Source organism: Rhizobium sp. FY34 (assembly GCF_005222845.1).
Lineage (GTDB): Bacteria > Pseudomonadota > Alphaproteobacteria > Rhizobiales > Rhizobiaceae > Neorhizobium.
Genome location: NZ_STFZ01000001.1, coordinates 224137 through 249050 on the forward strand (window position 1 = coordinate 224137; position 24914 = coordinate 249050).

19 protein-coding genes are annotated in these 24914 nt (G+C 58.9%); 13 read left to right on the forward strand and 6 right to left on the reverse strand.

Going from position 1 to position 24914, the window contains the following annotated elements; translation table 11 throughout:
• Nucleotides 1–99: 99 nt before the first annotated feature.
• A complete protein-coding gene (locus tag E8M77_RS00965; protein ID WP_137128726.1) occupies nucleotides 100–1206 on the reverse strand; it encodes an ABC transporter substrate-binding protein in 1107 nt (368 codons plus the stop codon).
• Nucleotides 1207–1340: 134 nt separating this feature from the next.
• Nucleotides 1341–2231, reverse strand: coding sequence for a MurR/RpiR family transcriptional regulator (locus E8M77_RS00970; protein WP_137128727.1), 891 nt, complete (start codon nucleotides 2229–2231; stop codon nucleotides 1341–1343).
• Nucleotides 2232–2407: 176 nt separating this feature from the next.
• Between E8M77_RS00970 and E8M77_RS00975 the strand changes: the two genes are divergently transcribed.
• The 6 genes from E8M77_RS00975 (at nucleotide 2408) to E8M77_RS01000 (ending at nucleotide 9852) form a co-directional block, all read left to right on the forward strand.
• Nucleotides 2408–3184 carry an N-formylglutamate amidohydrolase gene (locus tag E8M77_RS00975; RefSeq protein WP_137128761.1) on the forward strand — a complete coding sequence of 259 codons (777 nt, stop codon included), beginning with the start codon at nucleotides 2408–2410 and terminating at the stop codon, nucleotides 3182–3184.
• A gap of 103 nt (nucleotides 3185–3287) precedes the next feature.
• Nucleotides 3288–4838 (forward strand): amino acid permease, encoded by a 1551-nt coding sequence (locus E8M77_RS00980; protein WP_137128728.1) that lies wholly within the window; start codon nucleotides 3288–3290, stop codon nucleotides 4836–4838.
• A gap of 72 nt (nucleotides 4839–4910) precedes the next feature.
• Entirely contained in the window at nucleotides 4911–6281 is a 1371-nt protein-coding gene (locus E8M77_RS00985; RefSeq protein ID WP_137128729.1) for a glutamine synthetase family protein, read from the forward strand.
• A 102-nt stretch (nucleotides 6282–6383) separates the two neighbouring features.
• Nucleotides 6384–7763, forward strand: a complete 1380-nt coding sequence (locus tag E8M77_RS00990) for an aldehyde dehydrogenase family protein (protein WP_137128730.1) — start codon at nucleotides 6384–6386, stop codon at nucleotides 7761–7763.
• Between the two features lie 3 nt (nucleotides 7764–7766).
• Nucleotides 7767–8912: an iron-containing alcohol dehydrogenase gene (locus E8M77_RS00995; RefSeq protein WP_137128731.1), complete on the forward strand. Its 1146-nt coding sequence runs from the start codon at nucleotides 7767–7769 to the stop codon at nucleotides 8910–8912.
• A 223-nt stretch (nucleotides 8913–9135) separates the two neighbouring features.
• The gene (locus E8M77_RS01000) at nucleotides 9136–9852 is read left to right on the forward strand and encodes an AAA family ATPase (RefSeq protein ID WP_137128732.1); all 717 of its coding nucleotides are present in this window, start codon (nucleotides 9136–9138) and stop codon (nucleotides 9850–9852) included.
• Nucleotides 9853–9918: 66 nt separating this feature from the next.
• Here E8M77_RS01000 and E8M77_RS01005 read toward each other — a convergent pair whose 3' ends face one another.
• On the reverse strand, nucleotides 9919–11259 hold the full coding sequence (locus E8M77_RS01005) for a L,D-transpeptidase (RefSeq protein ID WP_246659080.1): 1341 nt from the start codon (nucleotides 11257–11259) through the stop codon (nucleotides 9919–9921).
• A 245-nt stretch (nucleotides 11260–11504) separates the two neighbouring features.
• Here E8M77_RS01005 and E8M77_RS01010 point away from each other — a divergent pair, with 245 nt between their 5' ends.
• The 3 genes from E8M77_RS01010 to E8M77_RS01020 all read left to right on the forward strand — a co-directional run bounded on the left by E8M77_RS01010 (nucleotide 11505) and on the right by E8M77_RS01020 (nucleotide 13175).
• Nucleotides 11505–12344, forward strand: a complete 840-nt coding sequence (locus E8M77_RS01010) for a DUF4432 family protein (protein WP_137128733.1) — start codon at nucleotides 11505–11507, stop codon at nucleotides 12342–12344.
• 86 nt (nucleotides 12345–12430) lie between these two features.
• On the forward strand, nucleotides 12431–12769 hold the full coding sequence (locus E8M77_RS01015; RefSeq protein ID WP_137128734.1) for a sulfur transferase domain-containing protein: 339 nt from the start codon (nucleotides 12431–12433) through the stop codon (nucleotides 12767–12769).
• A 64-nt stretch (nucleotides 12770–12833) separates the two neighbouring features.
• The gene (locus E8M77_RS01020; RefSeq protein ID WP_137128735.1) at nucleotides 12834–13175 is read left to right on the forward strand and encodes a RidA family protein; all 342 of its coding nucleotides are present in this window, start codon (nucleotides 12834–12836) and stop codon (nucleotides 13173–13175) included.
• 83 nt (nucleotides 13176–13258) lie between these two features.
• Here E8M77_RS01020 and E8M77_RS01025 read toward each other — a convergent pair whose 3' ends face one another.
• The 3 genes from E8M77_RS01025 to E8M77_RS01035 form a co-directional block, all read right to left on the reverse strand.
• Entirely contained in the window at nucleotides 13259–14908 is a 1650-nt protein-coding gene (locus E8M77_RS01025; protein ID WP_170975697.1) for a thiamine pyrophosphate-binding protein, read from the reverse strand.
• Nucleotides 14905–16110, reverse strand: coding sequence for a CaiB/BaiF CoA-transferase family protein (locus E8M77_RS01030; protein WP_137128763.1), 1206 nt, complete (start codon nucleotides 16108–16110; stop codon nucleotides 14905–14907). Before E8M77_RS01030 ends, E8M77_RS01025 begins: the two co-directional genes overlap by 4 nt.
• A gap of 85 nt (nucleotides 16111–16195) precedes the next feature.
• Nucleotides 16196–17167, reverse strand: a complete 972-nt coding sequence (locus E8M77_RS01035) for an alpha/beta hydrolase (RefSeq protein ID WP_137128737.1) — start codon at nucleotides 17165–17167, stop codon at nucleotides 16196–16198.
• Between the two features lie 179 nt (nucleotides 17168–17346).
• Between E8M77_RS01035 and E8M77_RS01040 the strand changes: the two genes are divergently transcribed.
• The 4 genes from E8M77_RS01040 to E8M77_RS01055 all read left to right on the forward strand — a co-directional run.
• Nucleotides 17347–19158: a hypothetical protein gene (locus tag E8M77_RS01040; RefSeq protein WP_137128738.1), complete on the forward strand. Its 1812-nt coding sequence runs from the start codon at nucleotides 17347–17349 to the stop codon at nucleotides 19156–19158.
• Between the two features lie 111 nt (nucleotides 19159–19269).
• Nucleotides 19270–20919 (forward strand): energy-dependent translational throttle protein EttA, encoded by a 1650-nt coding sequence (gene ettA / locus E8M77_RS01045; RefSeq protein WP_137128739.1) that lies wholly within the window; start codon nucleotides 19270–19272, stop codon nucleotides 20917–20919.
• A gap of 232 nt (nucleotides 20920–21151) precedes the next feature.
• Nucleotides 21152–23362: a methyl-accepting chemotaxis protein gene (locus E8M77_RS24355; RefSeq protein WP_281408165.1), complete on the forward strand. Its 2211-nt coding sequence runs from the start codon at nucleotides 21152–21154 to the stop codon at nucleotides 23360–23362.
• A 303-nt stretch (nucleotides 23363–23665) separates the two neighbouring features.
• Nucleotides 23666–24914: nitrate- and nitrite sensing domain-containing protein (locus E8M77_RS01055; RefSeq protein WP_137128740.1), on the forward strand; the 1249-nt coding region annotated here is incomplete at its 3' end.

The following is a 24914-nucleotide window of genomic DNA, read 5'->3' on the forward strand; positions in this document are numbered from 1 at the left end:
TCGGTTCCGTTCTGGTTTTCTGGAACGCTCTTGTTCTTTTGGCAGAGTGCCCTTCCGCCCCGCCGATGACAACCGGGGCGGAAGGGTATCGTGTCTTGATTACTTGACGTTGGCGCCGACGAGCTTGTCCCAGCCGGCGGTTACAGCGGCCTTGTTGGCGTCGACTTCTTCCAGCGTCGGGAAGTAGGCCTTTTCATAGGAGGCAGCCGGCGGCAGCTTGTCGAGCAGGTCCTTCGGGATCTTGCCAGCCTTTGCCATCGCGTTGAAGCGGATCGGGTGGCAATAGCCCTTCAGCCAGCCGATCTGGCCTTCGTCGGAATAAAGGTGTTCCATCCACAGCTTTGCAGCGTTCGGGTGCGGCGCATAGGCCGAGATGCCCTGAACGTAGACGCCGGCGAGAACACCCTTGTCCGGAACGACGACTTCAACCGGCGGGTTGCCAGCCAGCGTGTCCTTGGCCGACAGCGCATTGTAATCCCACATCACGACGATCGGTGTTGCGCCCTGGGCAAGAGTGCCCGATTTGCCGATGACAGGCACGAAGTTACCGGCCTTATTGAGTTCGGCGAAATAGCCGAGACCTGCTTCGCCAGCGGCCTTGCCGGCCTTTGCGCCGGTTGCCATGCCAGCCGACAGAACGCCGAGAATGGCCTGGTTGGAGGCGCGCGGATCACCTGCAAGCGCCACCTGGCCTGCATATTCCGGCTTCTTCAGGTCAGCCCAGTCCTTCGGGGTATTCTTGACCAGGTCCTTGTTCACCAGGAAGGACATGACGCCGTAATAGTCGCCGTACCAGTAACCGTCGGCATCCTTGACGTTGTCAGGGATCTCGCTCCAGGTCGAGACCTTGTAAGGCTGCAGCAGGCCTTCCTTCTTCATCTGCGGGCCGAAAGCGAGGCCGACGTCGACAACGTCAGGAGCCTGCGGGCCCTTGTTGTCCTTGTTGGCCTTGATGGCTTCGACTTCGTCAGCCGAACCCGCATCCGGGTTCAGTTCGTTGACGGTGATTTCCGGATATTTCTTCTTGAAGGCGGCGATGACTTCGCCGTAGCCGCACCAGTCATGCGGAAGCGCGATGGTGGTCAGCATGCCTTCTTTCTTGGCGGCAGCGATGAGTTCGGCGCTCGGTTCAGCAAAGGCAAGGCTGGTGGATGCGACGACGAGTGCTGTCGTCAGGGATAGCAGTCTATGGGTCTTGGACATCACGATTTCCTCCTGAGGTTATGGTCGTGTTGGCGCGACAAGTAGAGCCAGTTGATGAATGGCATGTGACAGTGGCTGTTATGATCCGTGCTTGCGTTCTTGATGACGCTTGCGCAGTTGTTCCCCTATGTTTTCAGTCAGTTGGTTCTGTCTCCGGATTCTTGGCGGCGAAACAGCCGGCTGCGTTCGAAGAGTTTTTCCAGCGAATGCATGCGCTCCCTGGTTTTATCCCAGGTTGCATTCTGCACTGCTTCGATCAAGGCTTCCACGGTAAACAGGGTGACAACCGAGGAATCCCAGGCCGATGGTGCCTCGATCCGGACCTTGAACACATGGCGCGCATAGCGCGACACGGGCGAGGCCCAGATGTCGGTGAACAGGATGATAACAACACCGCTGGCGGCGGCCGCTTCTGCAAGCGTCGCCAACTCCTGCTCATAGCGACGTATGTCAAATATCACGATGACATCGCCAGCATTCATATTCAGCAGATATTGCGGCCAGGAACTGCGATTCGTGGAAATCAGCGTCGCTTTGGGCCGAATGACCTGCATATGGGTGAAGAAATACTCGGCAAGCGCACCGGTGATGCGTCCGCCGACGAAATAGATGCCGCGCTTTTCATCACGCAGCAGGTCGGCGGCACCATCGAAGGTCGCCACATCGATCGAGGATAGTGTTTCGCGCAGGTTCTCTGTGACGGCTTCGGCAAAGCGGTTGAGAATATGGCCGTTTGGCGCTCGGGCGGCCCAGCGGTCATGTTTGGTGATCGGGTTGGAAATCGTCGCTTCAAGCTCCTGGTGCAGATGCGCTTGGAATTCCGGATAGCCCTTATAGCCGAGCTTCTGCACCATGCGTGCCACCGTCGGCGTCGATACACCGGCATTTTCCGCGGTGATGGTGATGCTACCGAGACCAGACACAGGATAGTGGTCCAGCAGGCTGTCGGCCAGCTTCTTTTCTGCGGGCGTGAGCCCGTCATAGCGCAGACGGATCACATCCAGCACGGTGTGCGATGGTGACATCACTCTCGATCGTTCCCCTTCCGGTCTTTGCCGGTATTTGCGTGAAGTTAACAATTCAACGGCGGGTCGAGTCAATCCATGCGTTGAAAAGAATTTTTCAGTTCTCGGTTGACGAGCCGCGCCGGATGAAGAATTCTCTTCTATCAAGAGCTGACGACAACCTTTCCGGATCAGAGCCGATGCTGGCGCAAGCGGATTTTCTCAACAGTGCCGATGGCGAACCTGTGGTGGTGGACAATCGCCACGGCAATGGTGCTGTCCTGCTTGTCTGCGAGCATGCGTCGCGGCAGCTGCCGCAAAGTCTCGGTACAATGGGCCTGAGCGAAGAGGCGCTTTCCTCGCATATCGCCTGGGATCCCGGCGCACTGGCCGTGTCCCGCCTGATGGCGGAAAGTCTTGATGCGGTGCTGATATCCCAGCGCTTTTCAAGGCTTGTCTATGATTGCAACCGGCCGCCGGAATCTCCTGGCGCCATCCGCGATGTCAGTGAGGTCTTTCGCATTCCCGGCAATGAGAACCTGACCGATGCGGAAAAGCTGCTGCGGGCAAAGGCCATCTACCATCCTTTCCAGGGATATATTGGACAGGAGATCGCCGCGCGCCAGGCATTGGGACGGCAAACGGTTCTGGTGACCGTGCATTCCTTCACGCCGGTCTATTTTGGAGAAAAGCGGGCTGTCGAGATCGGTATCCTGCATGATGAAGATAGCCGTCTGGCAGATGCCATGCTGGAGGCCGCTTCTGAAAATACCGCGTTCCTTGTGGAGCGCAATGCCCCATACGGGCCGGCAGATGGGGTGACGCACACGCTTGTGTTGCATGCGCTGCCGGCTGGATTGTTGAACGTCATGATAGAGGTGAGAAACGATTTGATCGATACGGAAGCCGGGCAAAGGGTCGTTGCCGGTTTTCTCACGGGGTTGCTTGGAGAAAGCCTCAGCAACATCCAACGATAAAGACCCAAGGGAGCAGTTGGTTGGCATGCCCGCGGTGTTCAGCTGCGGGGGTTGAAACTGGATGGCCGCAATGAAGCGGTCAATCTGCTGAGAGGGGAATGTCGTGTCCGCTTATACAGAAAACGATAAAAAGCAGGATGTTCAGATCCTGCACTCCATGGGGTACGCACAGGAACTGGAGCGCCGCATGAGCTCCTTTTCCAATTTCGCAATTTCATTTTCCATTATCTGCATTCTGTCCGGTGGTATCAACTCGCTCGGGCAGGCGACATCGGGCGCTGGCGGCGCCGCAATCGGTATCGGCTGGCCGCTCGGCTGCCTGATTTCCTTCGTCTTTGCGCTTGGCCTGGCGCAGATCAGCTCCGCCTATCCGACGGCCGGCGGTCTCTATCACTGGGGCTCTATTCTCGGAAACCGCTTCACCGGCTGGCTGTCTGCCTGGCTGAACCTGCTCGGCCTCGTCACGGTTCTCGGCGCCATCAATGTCGGCACTTTCTATTTCTTCTTCGGCGCCTTCGGCCCGACCATCGGTCTTGAAGATACGCTGGCGCACCGGGTTCTGTTTGTGGCGGCTATCACGCTGGTGCAGGCGTTGATCAACCATCTGGGCATCGGGCTGACCGCAAAGCTCACCGATTTTTCCGGTTACCTGATCTTTGCAACCGCGCTTCTCCTCACGGTCGTATGCCTGTTTGCTGCGCCGAGCTGGGACGCGTCGCGCCTGTTCACCTTCGCCAATTACACCGGCACGGAAGGCGCTTCGCTTGTCTGGCCGATCACCGTATCGGGCGGCATGGCGTTCCTTCTCGGGCTTCTTCTGCCGATCTACACGATCACCGGCTATGATGCCTCTGCGCACACGTCCGAAGAAACGGTCAAGGCTGCCGAATCGGTGCCGCGCGGCATGGTGTCATCGGTTCTGTGGGCATCCCTCTTCGGTTACGTGATGCTCTGCGCTTTCGTTCTGATGCTGCCAAGCATGGAAGACGCCGCAAAGCAGGGCTGGAACGTGTTTTTCTGGGCGATGGACACCCAGGTGAATGCCACGCTGAAGACGGTGCTCTATTTCCTCATCTTCCTGTCGCAATTCCTCTGCGGCATGGCGACTGTGACTTCGCTCTCGCGGATGATCTATGCCTTCTCGCGTGACAAGGGCCTGCCGGCCTCATCGGCTCTGGCCAAGGTCAGCCCGAAATTCCGCACGCCGGTTGCGGCCATCTGGACCGGGTCGGTCCTGTCGGTTCTGTTCGTCTGGTTTACCTCGGCGATCACCATTGCCGGCACGCCCGCCTATTCGATCGTGGTATCCTGCACGGTCATCTTCCTGTTCCTCTCCTTCATGCTGCCGATTGCGCTGGGACTTGGTGCCATCGGCACGGCCAAATGGCCGACAATGGGGCCATGGAACATGGGTATCGGTGCCTATAAGGTTGTGGCCGTTCTTGCCATTCTCGCCATGATCCTGATCTTCTTCATCGGCGTGCAGCCGCCGAATGATTGGGCGCTGGAGATTACGCTCGGCTTCCTGGTTCTGACAGGGATCGTCTGGTTTGCCTTTGAAAACCGCCGCTTCCAGGGCCCGCCGATTGGCGATGCGATTGCCAAGCGCAAGGGTGAGATTGCCGCAGCGGAAGCCGCCGTGGGCGAGACCTGATGCACAGCATAGACCTGAATTCAATCGCCGCCGCATTCGTGCGGCGGCTCCCTCTTTGAAACGGAAACGTCCATGACCGCACCTTATACATTTGATGACCTAAAGATGGACGTCGCCGCCGGGCGCATCGACACAGTCATTGCAGCCCAGATCGATATGCAGGGCCGCCTGATGGGCAAGCGCTTCCAGGCGGAATATTTTATCGACAGCGCCTGGAAGGAAACTCATAGCTGCAACTATCTCATGGCAACCGACATGGAAATGGAAACCATTTCCGGCTACAAGGCGACCAGTTGGGAACAGGGCTATGGCGATTACACCATGCGGCCTGACCTTTCCACGCTGCGCAAGTGCCCTTGGCTGGAAGGCACGGCGCTGGTGCTGTGCGATGTTCTCGATCATCACACGCATGAGGAAGTGGCCCATTCGCCGCGCGCCATCCTGAAGAAACAGGTGCAGCGGCTGGAAGACATGGGCTTTGCCGCCTTCATGGCGACGGAATTGGAATTCTTCCTGTTCGACCAGACATTCGAATCTGCCCGCGAGGCCGGCTACCGCAATCTCAAGCTTTCAAGCGCCTATAACGAGGATTACCACATCTTCCAGACCACCAAGGAAGAAGATGTTATGCGGGCTATCCGCACCGGGCTGCAGGGCGCCTGCGTGCCGGTGGAAAACACCAAGGGCGAGGCATCGCCCGGACAGGCTGAGGTGAATGTGCGCTATGCCGAGGCGCTGACCATGGCCGACAGGCATGTGGTCATCAAGAATGCGGTCAAGGAAATCGCCTGGTCCAAGGGCAAGGCCGTCACGTTCCTGGCCAAATGGAACTACAATGCCGCCGGTTCCTCTTCGCATGTTCATCAGTCGCTGTGGAGCGGTGACGGCAAGCAGCCGCTGTTCTTCGACAAGGACGCAGCCCACGGTATTTCTGAAACCATGCAGCATTACATGGCCGGGCTTCTCGCTTACGCGTCGGAATACACCTATTTCCTCGCGCCCTACATCAATTCCTACAAGCGATTCGTGGCTGGCACATTCGCGCCGACAAAGATCGTCTGGAGCAAGGATAATCGCACGGCAGGCTTCCGGCTGTGTGGCGAGGGTACCAAGGGCATCCGTGTGGAATGCCGCATCGGCGGTTCGGACCTCAATCCCTATCTCGCCATGGCCGCACTTCTGGCCGCTGGGATCGAGGGCATTCAACAGAAGATGGAACTTGAGCCCGCCTTTGTCGGTGATGCCTATGGCAGCAAGGACGTGCGCGAAATTCCACGTACGCTGCGCCATGCAACTGAGCTTCTCCGTGGATCGGCCATGCTGCGTTCTGCCTTTGGCGACGACGTGATCGACCACTATGTGCGCGCCGCCGAATGGGAGCAGGAAGAATATGACCGGCGTATTACCGACTGGGAGGTGGCGCGCGGCTTCGAGCGTGCGTGACACCTCGTCCACTTTCGGACGGGACAAGGCTGAACTATAACGGAATTCAACTGGCAGCGGCTCTGCCGTTGCCCTTTTTTGACGCATGACAGGAAAAAGATCATGACCATGATCCAATGCATCTCACCGGTGGACGGCTCGGTCTATGCCGAGCGGCCGGCCATGGCTCTTGAGGCGGCGGCCGACGCGGTTGCCCGTGCGCGGCTTGCGCAGAAAAGCTGGGCAAAGCGCCCGCTGGAAGAGCGTGTCCAGCTGGTGATGAAGGGCGTCGCCCGCCTCAACGAGATGGTCGATGATGTGGTGCCGGAACTCGCCTGGATGATGGGCCGGCCGGTACGCTATGGCGGCGAGTTCAAGGGCTTTAACGAGCGCTCGAATTACGTGGCCAATGTGGCCGCCGAAGCGCTGGCGCCGATCCTGATCGAGGACAGCGCCGCCTTTACCCGCCGCATCGAGCGCGAGCCGCATGGCGTTGTTTTCGTCATTGCGCCGTGGAACTATCCCTATATGACGGCCATCAACACGGTGGCACCGGCGCTGATGGCCGGCAATACGGTCATCATCAAACACGCGGCGCAAACGCTTCTCGTTGGGGAGCGCATGGTGCGCGCCTTTGTCGAAGCGGGCGTGCCGGAAGACGTGTTCCAGAACCTCTTCCTCGATCATGCGACATCCGAAAAGCTGATTGCCGCCGGTTCCTTCAATTTCATCAATTTCACCGGTTCGGTGGCAGGCGGGCGCGCGGTCGAGCGGGCAGCGGCCGGAACCTTTACCGGCATGGGGCTGGAACTGGGCGGCAAGGATCCCGGCTATGTGATGGAAGATGCCGATCTGGATGCCGCAGTCGACACGCTGATGGATGGTGCCACCTTCAATTCCGGACAGTGCTGCTGCGGTATCGAGCGCATCTATGTGCATGAAAGCCTTTATGATGCTTTCGTCGAAAAGTCCGTGGCCTGGGTATCGAACTACAAGCTCGGCAATCCACTGGACAAGGAAACGACGCTCGGGCCGATGGCGCATGCGCGTTTTGCCAAAACTGTTCGTGAACAAGTGGCGGATGCGGTGGCAAAGGGTGCCAAGGCCCTTGTTGACCCGAAGCTCTTCCCGCAGGATGATGGTGGTGCCTATCTCATGCCGCAAGTTTTGGTTGATGTCGATCACGCCATGGATTTCATGCGGGAAGAGACATTCGGACCGGCGGTCGGCATCATGAAGGTCAAAAGCGATGCTGAAGCCCTCGCTCTGATGAATGACTGCAAATATGGACTGACCGTCTCGCTCTGGACGAAGGATGAGGACCGCGCCTCAAGGCTCGGTGCAGAGCTTGAGACCGGAACCGTCTTCATGAACCGTTGCGACTATCTCGATCCGGCCCTGGTCTGGACGGGTGTGAAGGAAACCGGACGGGGCGGTTCGCTCTCCACGCTCGGCTTCCACAACCTGACCCGGCCGAAATCCTATCACCTCAAGAAAGCCTGACCCATGAATATTACCGCCAACTGGAGCTATCCCACCGCTGTCAAGCTTGGCCGCGGGCGCATCAAGGAACTGGCCGCCGCCTGCACATCGCTGGGCATGAAGAAGCCGCTGCTGGTCACGGATCGCGGCCTTGCGAATATGGCGATCACGCAAGGCGCGCTCGAGGTTCTTGAAGAAGCGGGTCTTGGCCGCGCCATCTTCGCAGACGTCGATCCGAACCCGAATGAAATCAATCTGGAAGCCGGCATCAAGGCGTTTCGCGATGGTGGCCATGATGGTGTCGTCGCCTTTGGCGGCGGCTCGGGTCTCGATCTGGGCAAATGCGTTGCCTTCATGGTCGGACAGACGCGTCCGGTCTGGGATTTCGAAGATGTCGGCGACTGGTGGACGCGTGCGAGCCTCGAGGGTATTGCGCCGATCGTGGCTGTTCCAACAACGGCTGGCACGGGTTCCGAAGTCGGTCGCGCCTCGGTCATCACCAATTCGCAGACGCATGTGAAGAAGATCATCTTCCATCCGAAGTTCCTGCCTGGTGTCGTTATCTGCGATCCGGAACTGACCATGGGTATGCCGAAGGCGATTACCGCCGGCACCGGCATGGATGCCTTTGCCCATTGCCTGGAAGCCTATTGCTCGCCCTTCTTCCATCCGATGAGCCACGGCATTGCGCTTGAAGGCATGCGGCTGGTCAAGGATTTTCTGCCACGTGCCTATCATGAAGCCAATGACATCGAAGCGCGCACCAATATGATGGCGGCTGCTGCAATGGGTGCTGTTGCCTTCCAGAAGGGGCTGGGCGCCATTCACGCCTTGTCGCATCCGATCGGCGCCGTCTACAACACCCATCACGGCATGACCAATGCCGTCGTCATGCCGGCCGTGCTGCGCTTCAACCGCAAGGCGATCGAAGAGAAGATCGTGCGGGCGGCATCCTATCTCGGGATTGCCGGCGGTTTCGATGGTTTCTATGACTATGTCCTGTCACTGCGCTCGGAACTGAATGTTCCCAACACGCTGACCGCCATGGGCATCAAGCCGGACCGGATCGACGAACTTGCCGCCATGGCCATCGAAGATCCGTCCTGCGGCGGTAACCCGGTGACGCTGACGCTGGAGAACACGAAAACACTTTTCCGCGATTGCTTCTGATCGGGTATGCAAAACTCTCTACAGGGGTGCTGAGGCGCCCCTGTTATCGCCTGTTTTCTTCATTAGAAGCAGTGAAGTCTAAGATTTATTAGGTAATATTAACTCTCTCTAAATTTACCATTCGTTAACGCTATTTTTAGAGTATTGGCATTGTCGGCACCATGTCTCTTTCCGGTGCACGTCCGAGCGATGCGGCTCGATCACCATCGAGGACATACGATACATGCCCGTGATATCATTCGCGAACGCCAAGGGCGGCGCTGGCAAGACCACCGCGGCACTTCTTCTTGCAACAGAACTTGCCCATCAGGGCCATCGGGTGACGCTGATCGACGCCGATCCGCAGCGCTGGATTAGCCAATGGCATGAGATGTCGGGCAATGTCCGCAACATCTCGATTGTCACGGAAGTGACGGTTGCATCCCTGCAATGTCATCTGCGGGAAATGGCATCCCACACCGATTATTTCATCATCGATCTGGCCGGCGCGCGCGATGCGCTGGTCACCACCGCCATCGGGCTTTCCGACCATGTGATGATCCCCGTGCAGGGATCTGCCATGGATGCCAAAGGTGCAGCCCAGATCCTCGATCTTCTCGCCTTGATGAAGGAAAAGGCCGGCCTTGCCATTGCCCATTCCGTGGTGCTGACGCGTGTGACGGCCATGGTGACCACCCGGTCGCTGGTGGCGATCAAGGGGCTGCTCGCACAACGCGGCGTCAATGTGCTGAACACGCCGATCGGCGAACGCACCGCATTCCGCGAACTCTTCGAAGTGGGCGGCACGCTGCACACACTCGATGGTGCCAAGGTTTCCAATCTCGACAAGGCCCGTGACAATGCCCGCGCCCTTGCCGATGAGGTGAAGCGTCTGATGCCCATGCGGGTCATCCGCTCAGGTATTCCGCGCGTGATCAATTTTGGCCGCAACGCCGCCTGATCAGGCTCCATTGAACACACAGAAAGGGCGCCGTGTCGGCGCCCTTTCTGTTGGAAGATGATCCGGTCAGTCGGTGAATTCGACAACCGTGCCGGGCTTCACCATCTTGGCAAGCTCCGTTGCATCCCAATTCGTCAGGCGAATACAGCCATGGCTGTTTGTCTTGCCGATCTTGGAGGGCTCCGGCGTTCCATGAATGCCATAGGTGGGCTTGGACAGGGCGATCCAGACCGTGCCGACAGGCCCGTTCGGGCCTGGCGGGATCTGCAGGATCTGGTCATTGTCGCCCTGCTTGAAGTTGATCTTCGGATTGTAGGTATAGCCGGGATTGAGCGCGATGCGCTGTACCGTATGGGTTCCCACGGGCGAGGGCGTGTCGGAGGAACCGATCGTTGCCGGATAGGCCGAGATCAGTTTTCCATCTGCCCCATAGGCAAACACCTGTTTGCGGCCCTTGTCGGCGACAATGCGCACGACCTCTCCGGTCTTCGGCTGGCCGGGGCTGACCACCTTGATCGTATTGCCCGGAATGGTGAAATCGACATTCGGGTTCAATGCCTTCAGATAGCCTTCGTCCATGTGGAAACGCTCGGCCAGCGCTTCGGTGGTCGATGTATAGGACATTGCCGGCACTTGCGCCTTGTGCGCATAGTCATCCGGGATGGAGGCAACATAAGGACCGGCCGCATCGGCGGCGGTAATCGTGTAATCCACGATCGGAAGGCCACCCGAATAGGATAGCCTTTGCAGGATTTCTTCGGAATTGTTTGGATCAAGCGTCTCGCCGGTCATTTCCTGCCAGGCAGCGATCGCTTTGTTGACGTTATCGCCCAGGTGTCCATCGATAACGCCGGGCGAAATGCCTTCGCGATCGAGAAACACCTGAAGTGCGACGATTTCCGCCTGCGGCTTCTTCGTGACGGTCAGGATCGGCGAGGTGCTGCGCGGCGCGATATTGGGTTGCGGCAAGGTGGATTGTGGCTCAAGCGATGCATCCTGCTCGTTGCCATCATCGACGATTGCTCCATCGGCATCCAGCGGCAGGCGCACGATCGAGCCATCATGGGGGATGGCGCCGGTGATGGCGCCCGGTTCGCCGGGTCTGTATTCGCGGTAGTCCCGGAAACCATATCCGGCATTCTGTTGGTTCTCGTACGGGCGGGGTGCTGGCGGGAACCCGTTGTTGCGGCGATAGCCACCATTGGCAGTTGCTGGTCGCGTATCGCTTTGTATTTCGGTTGCCACCACATTGCCGAAGTGGTCGAGAAGAACCTTGCGGCCCATGCGGTCACGCGTCACCACGACATCGCCTGCATCGGGAATATAGTCGAGGAGGGCCCCATCGGGTGCGACCAGAATGGTGTCCGAGGACTGACGGCTGTAGGCACCCTGCGCATTGGCCGGGATGGCGGACTGTAAAGCCAGGAGAACGACCAGGCCGATGCTTGTCAAAAGTGTAGGCTTCACGTTATCACCGTTTCTAGGTCACGCTTTTCAACGGCGGCGCCGCTGCCTCGTTCCCCACGCTAAGATCCTCTTCTGACAGATGAACTTTGACGCGAGTAAGGAAAAGTCGAAAGTTAGAGTGAACCAAACATTAAAGTGATCAATTTTTTGCACCGGTGGGCATCGTTGCGCAAGGGAGGAACTGTGTGAAGGCGTTCAAGGCGGCTCTCGGGCCCAAATTGTTTCTGGATGAGACCAGCGTACTCGATATTGGCAGCTGTTTCATCAATGGTGTTGATGTCGCACCGGGTCGCGCTATCCCAGATGATGGCGATCCGCGAATCGATCATTCGCTGGAAGGTTTCCTGTTTACCTGTGGGCCGGACCATATTCGCCACCCGGAACCCATTCCCGGCGATGCAGGCGGCCGCAAATTTCCGCTGCACGGGTCCTATTCCTCGCACCCCGCCGAAATCCTGTTCTGGGATCACGTGGGTGACGACGCCGAATGCAAGGCCGGCGTGAAGGTTTTGACGGCAGACGGTGGCGAAGCGCTTCTCGATCGTCACTATCGCATCCACGGTGCAACGGGTGAGGTGAGCCTGCAAGACCGTGTGACGAATACCGGATCAACGCCCTTTGCCAAGGTGCACATGTATCACATGAACCTTGGCGCCGTGCTGTTTGATGATCAGGTGCGCCTCACCGGCGACATGCTGGAGAACGGCGGCTTTTCCTGGCGCTTTGGCGAAGAACCGGGCGGTGTGTTCTGTGTGCCCGCCGCTGTTGCCGGCAAGGACTGGGCGCAGTTGGTGCTTGGTCCGATTGCGGCGCTGGGTGGCGTCAGCCTGCGCGTTCGTTTCCGGACCGATACGCTGCCCTTTCTGCAGGTCTGGCGAAACCAGCAGGCGCCGGCCCATGTTCTGGGCATCGAGCCGGTCTCGCATCGTTGGGTGGACCGGGCGGAATTGCAGGCACAAGGCGAGTTGCAGATGCTCAATCCGGGCGAAAGCGTCGAATATGGTCTGCGCTTTGCCTTTGTCTGAACTGCCAATCGGACGGGTGGCGTCATTGACGCCACTCATGTGCCATCGTAAGTGAAGGCCCTGTTTTTCATAGCGAGGACCGCGTCATGGACATCCGCCAGATCAACGATGAATATTCGGTCACGGGCCAGATCACGCCCGAGGATCTCGACCTCATCAAGGCCATGGGCTTCAAGTCTATCGTCTGCAATCGCCCTGACGAGGAAGAGCCTGGCCAGCCGAGCTTTGATGCGGTCGCCGCACGGGCCAAGGAACTTGGCTTCGATATCGCCTATGTGCCGGTTGGCCGCATGGGCGTCGATGCCGAAGCGGTCAAGGGCATGGTCGATGCGCTGGACGAATTCCCGCGTCCCATGCTCGGCTATTGCCGGTCCGGTGCGCGTTCCACGGCGATCTATGAAAAGAGCCTGCACATTCGCGGCTGATACTTAAACTTCCGCCGAACCGTCATCGGTTTCATCCAAGCTCGTTTCAATGGGGAGCATTTCCATGAGCATTACGCGTATCGAACCCGGCAAGCGCATGAGCGGCGCCGTCGTTCACGGCAATACCGTCTATCTGGCCGGCCAGGTTGGCGAAGGCACGTCTGTTACCGAACAGTCGAAGTCGGCGCTGGCTGAAGTCGATCGTCTGCTGGCGCTGGCCGGTTCTGACAAGTCTAAGATCCTGCAGACCATCATCTACCTTTCCGACATGTCGACCTTTGCCGAAATGAACGCTGTCTGGGAAGCCTGGGTCGATCCGGCAAATCCGCCGGCCCGCGCCACGAGCGGTGCGCCTCTGGCAACGCCTGACTACAAGGTCGAGTTCATAGTGACGGCCGCGATCTAAGCGCCGTTTCTTGAAAGAAGAGACAAAAGCCCGGCGGATCGTGATGATCCGCCGGGCTTTTTGCGGTCAAAGGAGTGCTGAGATCACGCTTTCTCGCGGATCTGGGTCAGCGTGCGGGCAGGGGTGATGGCTTCGGCATCCAGCATAATTTCGATGATCGAAGGCTTGCCCGACGCACGGGCGCGCTCAAAAGCCGGGCCGAAATCCTCGGTCTTTTCCACCCGCTCGCCATGGCCGCCATAGGCTGCGGCAAAGGCTACGAAATCCGGATTGACGAGATCTGTTGCGCTGACGCGGCCGGGAAATTCCCGCTCCTGATGCATGCGGATCGTCCCATAGGTGCCGTTGTTGACGAGCACGGTGATGATCGGCAGCTTGTAGCGAACGGCGGTGATGAATTCCTGCCCATGCATCATGAAACATCCATCGCCGGCAAAGCATACGACTTCGCGCTCTGGAAACAGATGTTTGGCGGCAACGGCTGCCGGCAGTCCATAACCCATGGAGCCAGATGTCGGCGCCGATTGGGTATTATAGGCCTGGAAACGGTGGAAACGGTGCAGCCAGGTGGCATAATTGCCGGCGCCATTGGTAAACACGGTGTCCTTGGCGCAGTTTGCCTCGATCCATTCCATGATCGGCCCCATCTGCACCGCGCCCGGTCCAGTCTTCGGCGGTGTCGACCATTTGAGATAGGCATCGTGCATGGCTGCACTCCGCTCGGCCCAGATCGGCCAAGCGGGTTCTTCCAGATCCTTGATGGCAGAAACGAATTCGGCAGGGCCGGCACAGATGGCGAGATCCGGGCGGTAGATGCGGCCAAGCTCTTCGGGGTCGGGGAATACATGGACGATCTTCTGGGACGGGTAGGGAATATCCAGAAGCGTATAGCCGGAAGACGGCATTTCCGACATGCGAGCGCCGAGCAGCACGATCAGGTCGCTGTCCTTGATCTCGCGTGCCAGCGTCGGATTGATGCCGATCCCGACATCGCCGGCATAGCAGGTGTGCATATGGTCAAACAGCATCTGGCGGCGGAAGGAGCAGCCGACCGGCACATGGAAGCGTTCGGCAAAGGTGCGGAAATCGGCAACGGCCTCCTCGCTCCAGCGGGTGCCGCCAATGATGAACATCGGTCGGCGTGCCGCGCGCAACATGGTCTCGAATTGGACAATCTGGCTTTTGCCCGGATGGCTTTCGACCGGCATGTAATGCTGCGCCTGCGGTGCCTCGACCATGTCCATCAGCATGTCTTCCGGCAGGGTCAGTACCACGGGGCCGGGGCGGCCGGATGTGGCAATGGCAAAGGCGCGGGTGACGAATTCGGGAATGCGCCGCGCATCGTCGATCTCGCCCACCCATTTGGCAAACTCGGTGAAGGCCCGCCGATACTCGACCTCCTGAAAGGCCTCGCGTTCGCGCGCATCGCGCTGCACCTGGCCGATGAACAGGATCATCGGGATCGAATCCTGCATGGCGACATGCAGGCCGGCGGAGGCATTGGTGGCGCCCGGTCCGCGGGTGACCATGCAGATGCCGGGCTGGCCGGTCAGGCGTCCCCAGCTATCGGCCATCATGGCGGCGCCACCTTCCTGGCGGCAGACGAGAACATCGATGCCGCTGTCATAGAGCGCGTCGAGCACGGCCAGATAGCTCTCGCCGGGGACGCAGGAGACGCGCGTGACGCCGTTTGCCTTCAGGGCCTCGACGATGAGTTGACCGCCGGTCTTCATGATATATGTGCCTTTCCTTTGAAGGAGCTTTCCAGTTCCGCCAGAATGTCGTCGCTATGCTCGCCAAGCGCCGGGCTGGGGCGTTGATAGGCAAGCGGGGTCTCTGACAGGACGATGGGGGTACGAACGCCGGGTATCGTTGTTCCATCGGCGGTTTCAAGGTCGATGCGCATGCCGCGCGCCTTGATCTGCGGGTCGTCGAACATGTCGGCGATGGAGTTGATCGGACCGGCCGGTACGGCATTCTCACCGCAGGCGGCCAGAAGCTCAGCCTTGGTATGCTTGATCGTCTTTTCGATCACCAGGGCTCTGACTTGTTCGCGGTGTGCGACGCGGGCCTTGTTGTTGGCAAAGCGCTCATCGCTCACCATGGCCTCTAGCCCAAGGATGGCGCAGAGCCTGGCAAATTGTCCGTCATTGCCGACGGCGAGAATGAGATGACCATCGGCGACCGGCACCACTTCATAGGGGCTGATATTGGGATGGGCATTGCCGAGTTTCACCGGCGCTGTGCCGGAGACCAGATAATTCATGTTCTGGTTGGCCATAACGCCGGCCATCACGTCGAGCAGCGCCATATCGATATGCTGGCCTTGCCCGGTCTTCATCACATGAATGAGGGCTGCCTGGATGGCGGTGACCGCATAGACGCCGGTGAAGATATCGGCAATGGCAACGCCGGCTTTCATCGGTTCTCCGTCGATGGCGCCGGTCACCGACATGAAGCCGGACATGCCCTGTACGATGTAGTCATAGCCGGCCAGATCCGCATAGGGTCCGTCCTGGCCAAAGCCGGTGATGGAGCAGTAGACAAGCCGCGGATTGATCTCTCTGACGCTCTCGTAGTCGAGCCCGTATTTTGCCAGCCCGCCGCGCTTGAAATTCTCGATGACGACATCGGCACCCTCGATCAGTTGGCGGATGATTGCCTGGCCCTCCGGCTGGCTGAAATCCACCGTGATTGAACGCTTGCCGCGATTGGTGGCGTGGTAATAGGCGGCAGACAGGTTTTCGCCTTTGGCGCCGGTGACGAAGGGCGGTCCCCAGGTGCGGGTGTCGTCGCCGCCGTCCGGGTTTTCCACCTTGATCACGTCAGCGCCGAAATCGGCCAGAACCTGTCCTGCCCAGGGGCCGGCCAGGATGCGCGCCAGTTCGATCACGCGGATGCCATTGAGCGGCGGCTTCCTGCCATTTTCTCTCATCGTCATGTCCTGCGCTTCAGCCCCTCGCACATTGCCCATGGTCCCGTCTTAGCTGCATGATGGACGGCAGACACTTGATTTTAAATCATGAAGTCATTCCCGAAATGGCAGAGCTTGGTACTGCTTCGGCGGCAGGCAGGCTCGCCAGCGCCCAATCGGCAAATTCCTGCATGGCCTGTTCACGGCCAATCTCGTTCAGTGTCTCGTGGCGCATTTCAGGATAGATGCGTTTGGTAATGCGGGTAAATCCGCGCTCGGCCAGCTGATGTGACAGCCAGGACGTGGCCTTGCCGCCCTCCGTTGCCGGGTCCTTTCCGCCGCCGACCAAGTGTATCGGCATGTCCTTCTTCAGGCGGGAGAGCAGGGTTACATCCATGCCGCGAAAGGTGAGCGAAAACACATCCAGCCACATAGAGACGCTGATATCAAAGCCGCAGAGCGGGTCGGCGATATAGGCGTCCACCTCGGCGGGGTCGCGGCTCAGCCAGTCAGCCGATGTGCGATGCTCGGGCATGCTGCGCGCCCAGGTCTCGAAGGTCAGCTTTGGTAGGATCATGCTCGGCACATCCGATCCCTTCAGTGCCCGTTCGGTCTTCAGCACGATCTGCGCAAGCCGCCCCAGCGCGCCGACGGCAAAGTTTGAGTTCCAGATGGCGAGCCCCGCATAAAGGCGCGGATGTGACAGGGCCGCATTGAGTGCGATCAGCCCGCCCATGGAATGGCCAAAGAGGATAACCGGCAGACCCGGATGGGCCGCCATGGCGTGGTCGGTCACGGCTTTCACATCGGCAATCACTTTGTCTGAGCCATCCGAGCCCGCGAATCGCCCCTGCGGCGCATCCTCTGCCTGGGTCTTGCCATGGCCGCGTTGGTCATGGGCGTAGACGGCAAAGCCCTGTGCGGCCATGAACTGCGCAAAAACCTGGTAGCGGCCGCCATGTTCGCCAAGACCATGACAGATCTGCAGGATTGCCCGCGGCGGGGATGCAGGTGGCGCATAGCGCAGCGCAAGATCGGCGCCCGTGGAACTGCGCAGCGTTGTAGGTGTGGCAAACATGCGTCCTCCGTCCGGCAATCTGCCGCGCAATTGTTCGGGATGGATTTGTGCAGGCACGGCGCTGATTATGCAACTGCTTCCCGCCGTTTAACGGTTTTGAAGGATCGGTTGCACCAGTCTGCCGAGGCTCTGGCCAGGCGTGGGAGCGATTCGGTATGCAGATGGCGGGGAGCTTGGCCATGACTGGTCAGACTGTATTACGTGATGGCAGGGAAATGGCAGGCGAAGCAAACCAGTATGCATCCACTGGCGGTGGGGCGTTTCGCCGCCTGTTGCTTGCGGCTGTCGTCAGCGGGGTATTTATCGTCCTTCTCGATCTGCCTGATGGCCGGTTTTACTACCGTGATATCGACGACGTGCTGCGGCTGGTGCAGATCCGTCAATTGCTGGACCATGGTCGCTGGTTTGATCTGACGCTATCCGGCATCGATATGCCGGGCGCCTATGTTTCGCCCTGGTCAAGGCTCGTGGACCTTCCCTATCTTGCGCTGACGCTGACATTTGAGCCCCTGCTCGGTCGATCTTCAGCGCTCTGGTGGAGCACGCATGTCTGGCAATCAGTGCTCTTGCTTGCCTTCTGCTGCCTTTGGCTGGCAACCGCCCTGCGTTTCTGTGCTGGTCGCTGCCGTGTCGAGGTCGTCCATGTGGTGGCCGCCTTTGCGATGATGCCGCTCGCTCTTTGGGAATTCGCGCCGGGCCGCGTCGATCATCACAATATGCAGATCGTCATCTTGATGCTGTTTCTCTTCGGCGTGTCCTGCTGGTCCCTGAAAGGTGGCATGGTCGTCGGGCTTGCCGCAGTTCTGTCCTTCTCGATCGGTCTGGAACTTGCGCCCGTACTTGTGGTTCTGCTGCTTTGCATCTCCATGGCCTGGGTGCTGAACTTGCCTGGAAGCCGCGCCATGCTGGTAGGCCAGGCGGTTTCCGTGCTGATCGCCGTGCCGGCTTGCGGGCTGCTGCTGACTGGCCCACAGCGCATGCTGTCCACTGAGTGCGATGCATTTTCCGCGCCCTATATGGTAGGTCTTCTCGGTTTTGCCGCTGCAACACTTGCCGCTGGCACCGTGATTGTGACAGCAAGGCCGCTGGTGCGTTTCTTGGTCCTTGCCGGTTGCGGCATGCTTCTCCTGCTTGGCCTTGCTGTTCTCTTTCCATCCTGTCTTGCCGGGCCTTACGGGTTCATCGATCCGGTCGTTCGCACGCTTTGGCTTGAGCGCATTCAGCAGGAAATGTCCTTCCTCGATTTCTATGAGAAGGGGGAGTATATCAAGGTCGTCTGGCTGGGCCTTGCTGCCGTTGTTTTGCTGGCGGCCATGCCGCTTGCTCTTAGACGCATTTGGCGTGCCGATGCCGCATTCATCATCATCTGCGTCGCGGCGTCGCTCGTGCTGCTCCTCACTCTCCTGCAGACCCGCTATATCCGCTTTCCCTTCGCCATCGTGATGCTCCTCGTTCCGCTCGTCTGGAGTGAGGTAAGGCTGAAGGCGCCTGCAATGCGCAAGGCCTTGTTTTCGGCCGTCGCCGGCACGGTGCTTTTTGGCGTCGCGCTGATCGGGGTGGTGCCACACAAGCCGTTCCGGCCGGACATCGTGGACTATACGGCGCTCGATCTTTGCACGGATATCGACACTTCGCCTCTCCAGCATCTGGCACCCGGCCGCATCATCGCGCCAACGTCACTGGGGCTCTTCATGCTTGGCGGTCTGCCGCAGGGCTTCACGATCAACGCCATTTCCTTCCACCGGGCCGCCAGCGGCATGCGACGGGTTTACGACCTGCTTCTGTCCAAGGATGTTGCCACACGCAGGGATGCTGCGTCGCCCTTCGACTATCTCGCGGTCTGCCATTTTCCCATGGTGGACGAGATTGCAAGCGATACGCTGTTTGCCGTGCTTGCGCGTGGCGGCTCATGGCCCGGCCTGGAACTTGTGGCTGATGGGCCCCTCGGCGGCCTCCGACTGTTCCGTATTGATCATTCTGCCTTCCAATAGTGACGGAAAAACCCGGCTTTGGTCTGGATGCAGGCACTGCCGCATTGCTCCTGCGGCCTGTTTCGCCTAGATAGCGTCCAAACCCCCTGAAGACGCCGGAGCAATTTTTCAATGGCACGACAGTTTATTTATCACATGTCCGGGCTCAACAAGGCCTACGGCGCAAAGAAGATCCTCGAAAACGTCAACCTGTCCTTCTACCCGGATGCCAAGATCGGTATCCTTGGCCCGAACGGTGCGGGTAAGTCCACGGTGCTGCGTATCATCGCCGGTCAGGACAAGGAATTCACCGGTGAAGCCTGGCTGGCCGAAGGCGCAACCGTCGGTTACCTTGAGCAGGAACCGCATCTCGATCCGTCCAAGAACGCCTTCGAGAACGTCATGGAAGGCGTCGCCGACAAGCAGGCCGTGCTCGACCGCTATAACGAACTGATGATGAACTATTCCGACGAGACGGCGGAAGAGGGTGCGAAACTTCAGGACATCATCGACAGCCAGAACCTGTGGGACCTGGAACAACAGGTCGAAATGGCGATGGAAGCCCTGCGCTGCCCGCCGAAGGATTCGGACGTCACTGTTCTTTCCGGTGGTGAACGTCGCCGCATCGCGCTGTGCCGTCTGCTTCTGTCGCAGCCGGATCTTCTGCTGCTCGACGAACCAACCAACCACCTGGATGCCGAAACCATCGCCTGGCTCGAAAAGCACCTGCGAGCCTATCCCGGCGCCGTGATGATGATTACCCACGATCGCTACTTCCTCGACAATGTCACCGGCTGGATCCTCGAACTCGACCGCGGTCGTGGCATTCCTTACGAAGGCAATTATTCGGCTTACCTGCAGGCAAAGGCCAAGCGCATGCAGCAGGAAAACCGCGAAGAAGCCGGCCGCCAGAAGGCCCTGTCGCGCGAACAGGAATGGATTGCCTCAAGCCCCAAGGCCCGCCAGGCCAAGTCCAAGGCGCGTATCAAGGCTTACGAACAGCTGGTGGATGCGGCGGAAGGCATCCGGCCTGGCGATGCGCAGATCATCATCCCCGTGTCCGAGCGTCTGGGCCAGGTGGTTATCGAACTCGAAGGTATCACCAAGGGCTTTGAAGGGCGCACGCTGATCAACGACCTGTCTATCAAGCTGCCGCCGGGCGGAATTGTCGGCATTATCGGGCCGAACGGTGCCGGTAAGACGACCCTGTTCAAGATGATCACCGGCCAGGAAAAGCCGGATACGGGATCCGTGCGTATCGGCGATACGGTTCATCTTGGCTATGTCGACCAGAGCCGCGACGCGCTGGACGGCTCGAAGACTGTATGGGAAGAAATTTCCGGCGGCGCCGAAGTCATCAAGCTCGGCAAGTTCGACATGAATTCTCGCGCCTATTGCGGCGCCTTCAACTTCAAGGGTGGCGACCAGCAGCAGAAGGTCGGTAATCTGTCGGGTGGCCAGCGCAACCGCGTGCATCTGGCCAAGATGCTGAAGGCCGGCGGCAACGTTCTCCTCCTCGATGAGCCGACCAACGACCTTGATACCGAAACGCTCGGCGCGCTGGAAACCGCTCTCGAAAACTTTGCCGGTTGCGCCATCATCATCAGCCATGATCGCATGTTCCTCGACCGGTTGGCGACGCATATCCTGGCCTTCGAAGGTGACGGCCATGTGGAATGGTTCGAAGGCAATTTCGAAGACTACGAACAGGATAAGGTTCGTCGTCTGGGCGCCGATGCGCTCAATCCGGGTAGCCAGGCCTATAAGCGCCTGACGCGCTAAGCTCCGGAAGAGAGCATGTCGTAGCGCTACGATCCTGCTTTCAGAGGGAATATACGAGCCAAAAAAGACCGTCTATTGCAATGCAATAGGCGGTCTTCCTACATTTGAGCATTGATATTAACCGAAACTTTGATCCTAACTCGATATCGATCGTCGCACTGCAACAAGGATTATCTTTGCGATGACTGTTTCATTGAAGTCTATTTTAGTTGGTATTTTCGCAGCGCTAAGTTTGCTGGTATGCATCCTCGTTGGCGCGAGCTTCCAGCAGTCGGTTGGCGACTACCGGCGCTATAGCGAGATTTCGGATCTCGCCGTGCTCGATCAGGCCTTGTTTGAATCGTTGCTGGCCTTTCGCAACGAGCGCGGGGATGGGCCGCCGGCTCTGGCACTGCCTATTGCCAAGGCGGATGGCGCTGTTGCGCAGTTGCGCAAGGACCGGGCTGAAACAGTCGCCGCCATGCTAGACGTGATGTCTGCGGCCAAAGCCTATGAAAAAAGTAGTTTTGCCGGCCCGCTGGGCACGGTTCTGTCCGACTACCGCATGGTAGAAGACTATCGCAGCCGCCTGGACCAGGCGTTGTCGCAGCCGCTTGAAAGCCGTGATGCAAGCTTTAGCGGTACGTGGATGACGGAGACTGCGCGGTTTCTCACCAGTCTCGAAAAGGCGTCCAACCTGATTGGTGAGCGTATCCGCGCACTTGAGCCCAAACTGGTGCCGGCAAGCCAGATCGGTTTGTCAGCGTGGAATGCCCGCGTGGCTTCCGGCCAGGTGTCGCTGATCATCAATGAACTCGTGGCAACGGGCCGCAAGATCACCAGCGACGAATACAACAAGATCTTGACCGGCGAGGCGCGCGTTGGCGCCTTGTGGCAGATCGTCGGCGGCCTCGTGTCGCATCCTGCAACCTCGCCGGTTCTTAAGCAGGCCTATGCCAAGGGCAATGCGGATTTCTTCTCCAGCAGCTTTGCAACCGCGCGCAAGCAATTGCTCGATAACCTGTTGCAAGGCAAGGCTGCGACGATGGGAACCGATGAATGGCGCACTGGCAACAAGACTGCGCTGGCTTCGCTCGCTGAACTTGCGCTTGCTACGACCGGGGTTGTGATCGGCGATGCCCAGGCGGCACGCGCCGATGCGCTCAATCATACGATTGGCTATGGCATTCTTTTGCTTTCAACCGTTCTGTTTGCCGCTATTGGCATGGCAGTCATTCTCTATCGCGTGGTGCGGCCGATAGGTCGCCTGACACTGTGCATGGAAATGCTGGCCGGCGGAGAGCGGGCAATCGAGATTCCTTGCATTCAGCGTCGTGACGAGATTGGCGAGATGGCGCGCTCTGTGGAAGTGTTTCGCGAAGCCGCCAATCGCAATGCCCAGTTGGAGCATGACGCCGAGGAAAATCGCAGGATTGCCGACGAGGAACGCGTCGCCTATCAGCAGCAGGTGGAGGCAGAGGCTGAGGCGAGACTTAATCTGGCGACAAGTGCATTGGCATCGGGTCTTCAGCGCCTTGCAACCGGTGATCTGCGCTGCGAAATCGAGGAGCAGTTTGCCCCTCAGTTCGAAGAGTTGCGTCATGACTTCAACAGTTCGGTAGAGCAGTTGCGCGGTGCCATGCAGTCGGTCGGTGCGGTGGTTGCAGAAGTGAATGGCGGGAGCCGCAGCATTGCCGGCGCCTCGGACGATCTTTCCAAGCGCACCGAAAGCCAGGCCACCTCGCTGGAGCAGACGGCTGCGGCGCTGGAAGAGATTACTGCCAATGTCCGCTCCACATCGGTGCGCAGCGGAGAAGCGCGGGATCTTGTGCGGGCCGCCAGCCGCCAGGCCTCTCAGTCAAGTGTCGTAGTATCCGATGCCGTCACAGCCATGCAGCGCATCGAGACGGCCTCGCGCCAGATCGGCCAGATCATCGGCGTGATCGACGAAATCGCGTTTCAGACCAATCTTCTGGCCCTGAATGCCGGTGTGGAAGCAGCCCGCGCCGGTGACGCAGGCAAGGGCTTTGCCGTGGTTGCCCAGGAGGTGCGCGAGCTTGCCCAGCGTTCCGCCAACGCCGCCAAGGAGATCAAGCAGTTGATCAGCAATTCGGCCGTGGCCGTGTCTGAGGGCGTCAAGCTGGTCAATGCGACCGGTGATGGTCTGGGCTCGATTGCAAGTCTTGTGGAAACTGTCAATCAGCATATGGATGCCATCGCCCAGGCGGCCGGCGAACAGGCGGCCGGTCTGCATGAGGTGAATTCTGCGGTCAACCATATGGATACGGCGACCCAGAAGAATGCGGGCATGGTCGAGCAGATGACGGCTGCGAGCTCGGCGCTGGCCGAGCAGGCGGCGCAACTTGCCGCGCTGCTGGATGGCTTCCAGACTGAACGGCAGGCAATGCAAGCCTCCTTGCAGGATGATAACAGGCTGACGCGGTTTTCCGCACGCGCTGCCTGAGCCGCAGCCCGAATTTGTCGGCCGATTGTCATGATTGGCCGACAGTTTTCGTTCCTTGGCTTTGGCTATGCTTCATTGTCTCTACATGGAAAATTATGTGCATATCTCATGTTTTTTACAATAAGAGTGTGCTGTTATTATGTTCATATCGCCCGATATTAGCGTCGTTCGCCGGAATATTTACTGATTTGCAACCGATCCATGTCTAGCATCTAATTCAAATCGCCTGGAGATGTTTGACTGGGTGCTATTCTGTGGTGGCATGAGGCCTTCCATCAGCGTAATGAACTGGAGGAAATTGCCTTGTCATTGGTCGGAAAGCTGTCGTTTCGCAAATCACTGTCCCTGCTGACTTTTGTGCCCTTGACGGCCGTGATCGGTCTCGGCGTCGCTGTCGGCTGGTATAGCTATGAAAATTACGAAAGGCTGCACCGCGCCGAGGCCATGGCAAAATTGGCCTATGCCGGCGGTGAAATGATGATGACCGTGCCGCTCGAAGGGTCGGTTCCGCCGGCCGATCGACCGAAGATCCGCGCCAAGACCGATGGCGTCTACAAGGACATGATCGAGCAGTTGAATGCCTTGGCAGTGCTCGGTTTCGATGATCCTATGACGCGCAAGCTTCGCGCCGATCTGGAAACCACATTCTCGAAAATGCCGGAATACCGCCAGCAATTGGATGCGGGCGATACCAACCCGATTTTGCCTCTGCGCTATGCGCAGCCACTGGCGTCCGCCGCGCTCTCGCTGTCCTCACGTGCGGCTGGCTTGACCGATGACGTGGCACTTGCGCGCGACATTCGCGGTATTCATGCCTGGATGAAGGTGAATGAGGGCTATCTCGTTCTCAACCGCATGGGTCAAGTCTTTATCAAGAACGGCACGTTTGCCAAATCGGAACTGGTAAGGTTCTCAAACGCCTTGTCACAGATCCGCACTTTTGATGCGCCTTTCCGTGAATTCGTCGCGCCTGCCATGCTTGCACGCTATGATGCATTCTTTGCCACGCCGGATGGCCAGATCGTGACCGACACGATCAAGGCCATGGAAAGCCTGGAAGATTTTAAGGGTAAGCCCGAGGACCTTAATCCGTTTATCCAGGCCATGTCCAAGCGTCGTGACCAGGTGGCGGAATTGTTGCGTGAAAATGGCAACAGCCTGTTGCAGGGTGCCCAGAGCCGCCTGAATGCAGCCTATACTTCCATGCTGACAATTGGCGGCGGCTTGCTTCTGTTCGTGCTGTTTGTCATGGCCCTCAGCACCAGCGTGACCCGCGCTCTGTCCTCCTTCATTCGGGGCATTACCCGCTCTATGAGCGGGCTTGCCGACGGCGACAGCCAGACGTCGATTCCCTATACGGATCGCACGGACGAGATCGGCGACATGGCGCAGTCGGTGGAAATCTTCCGCCAGGCGGCCATTCGCAACGCCGAACTGGAAGCCGATGCTGCCGGCAGCCGTCAGCGCGCCGAAGCCGAGCGTGCGCAGGTTCAGGCGCGTGCCGAGGCAGAAGCCGAAGAGCGTCTCAACCAGGCGACGAGTGCCATGGCCG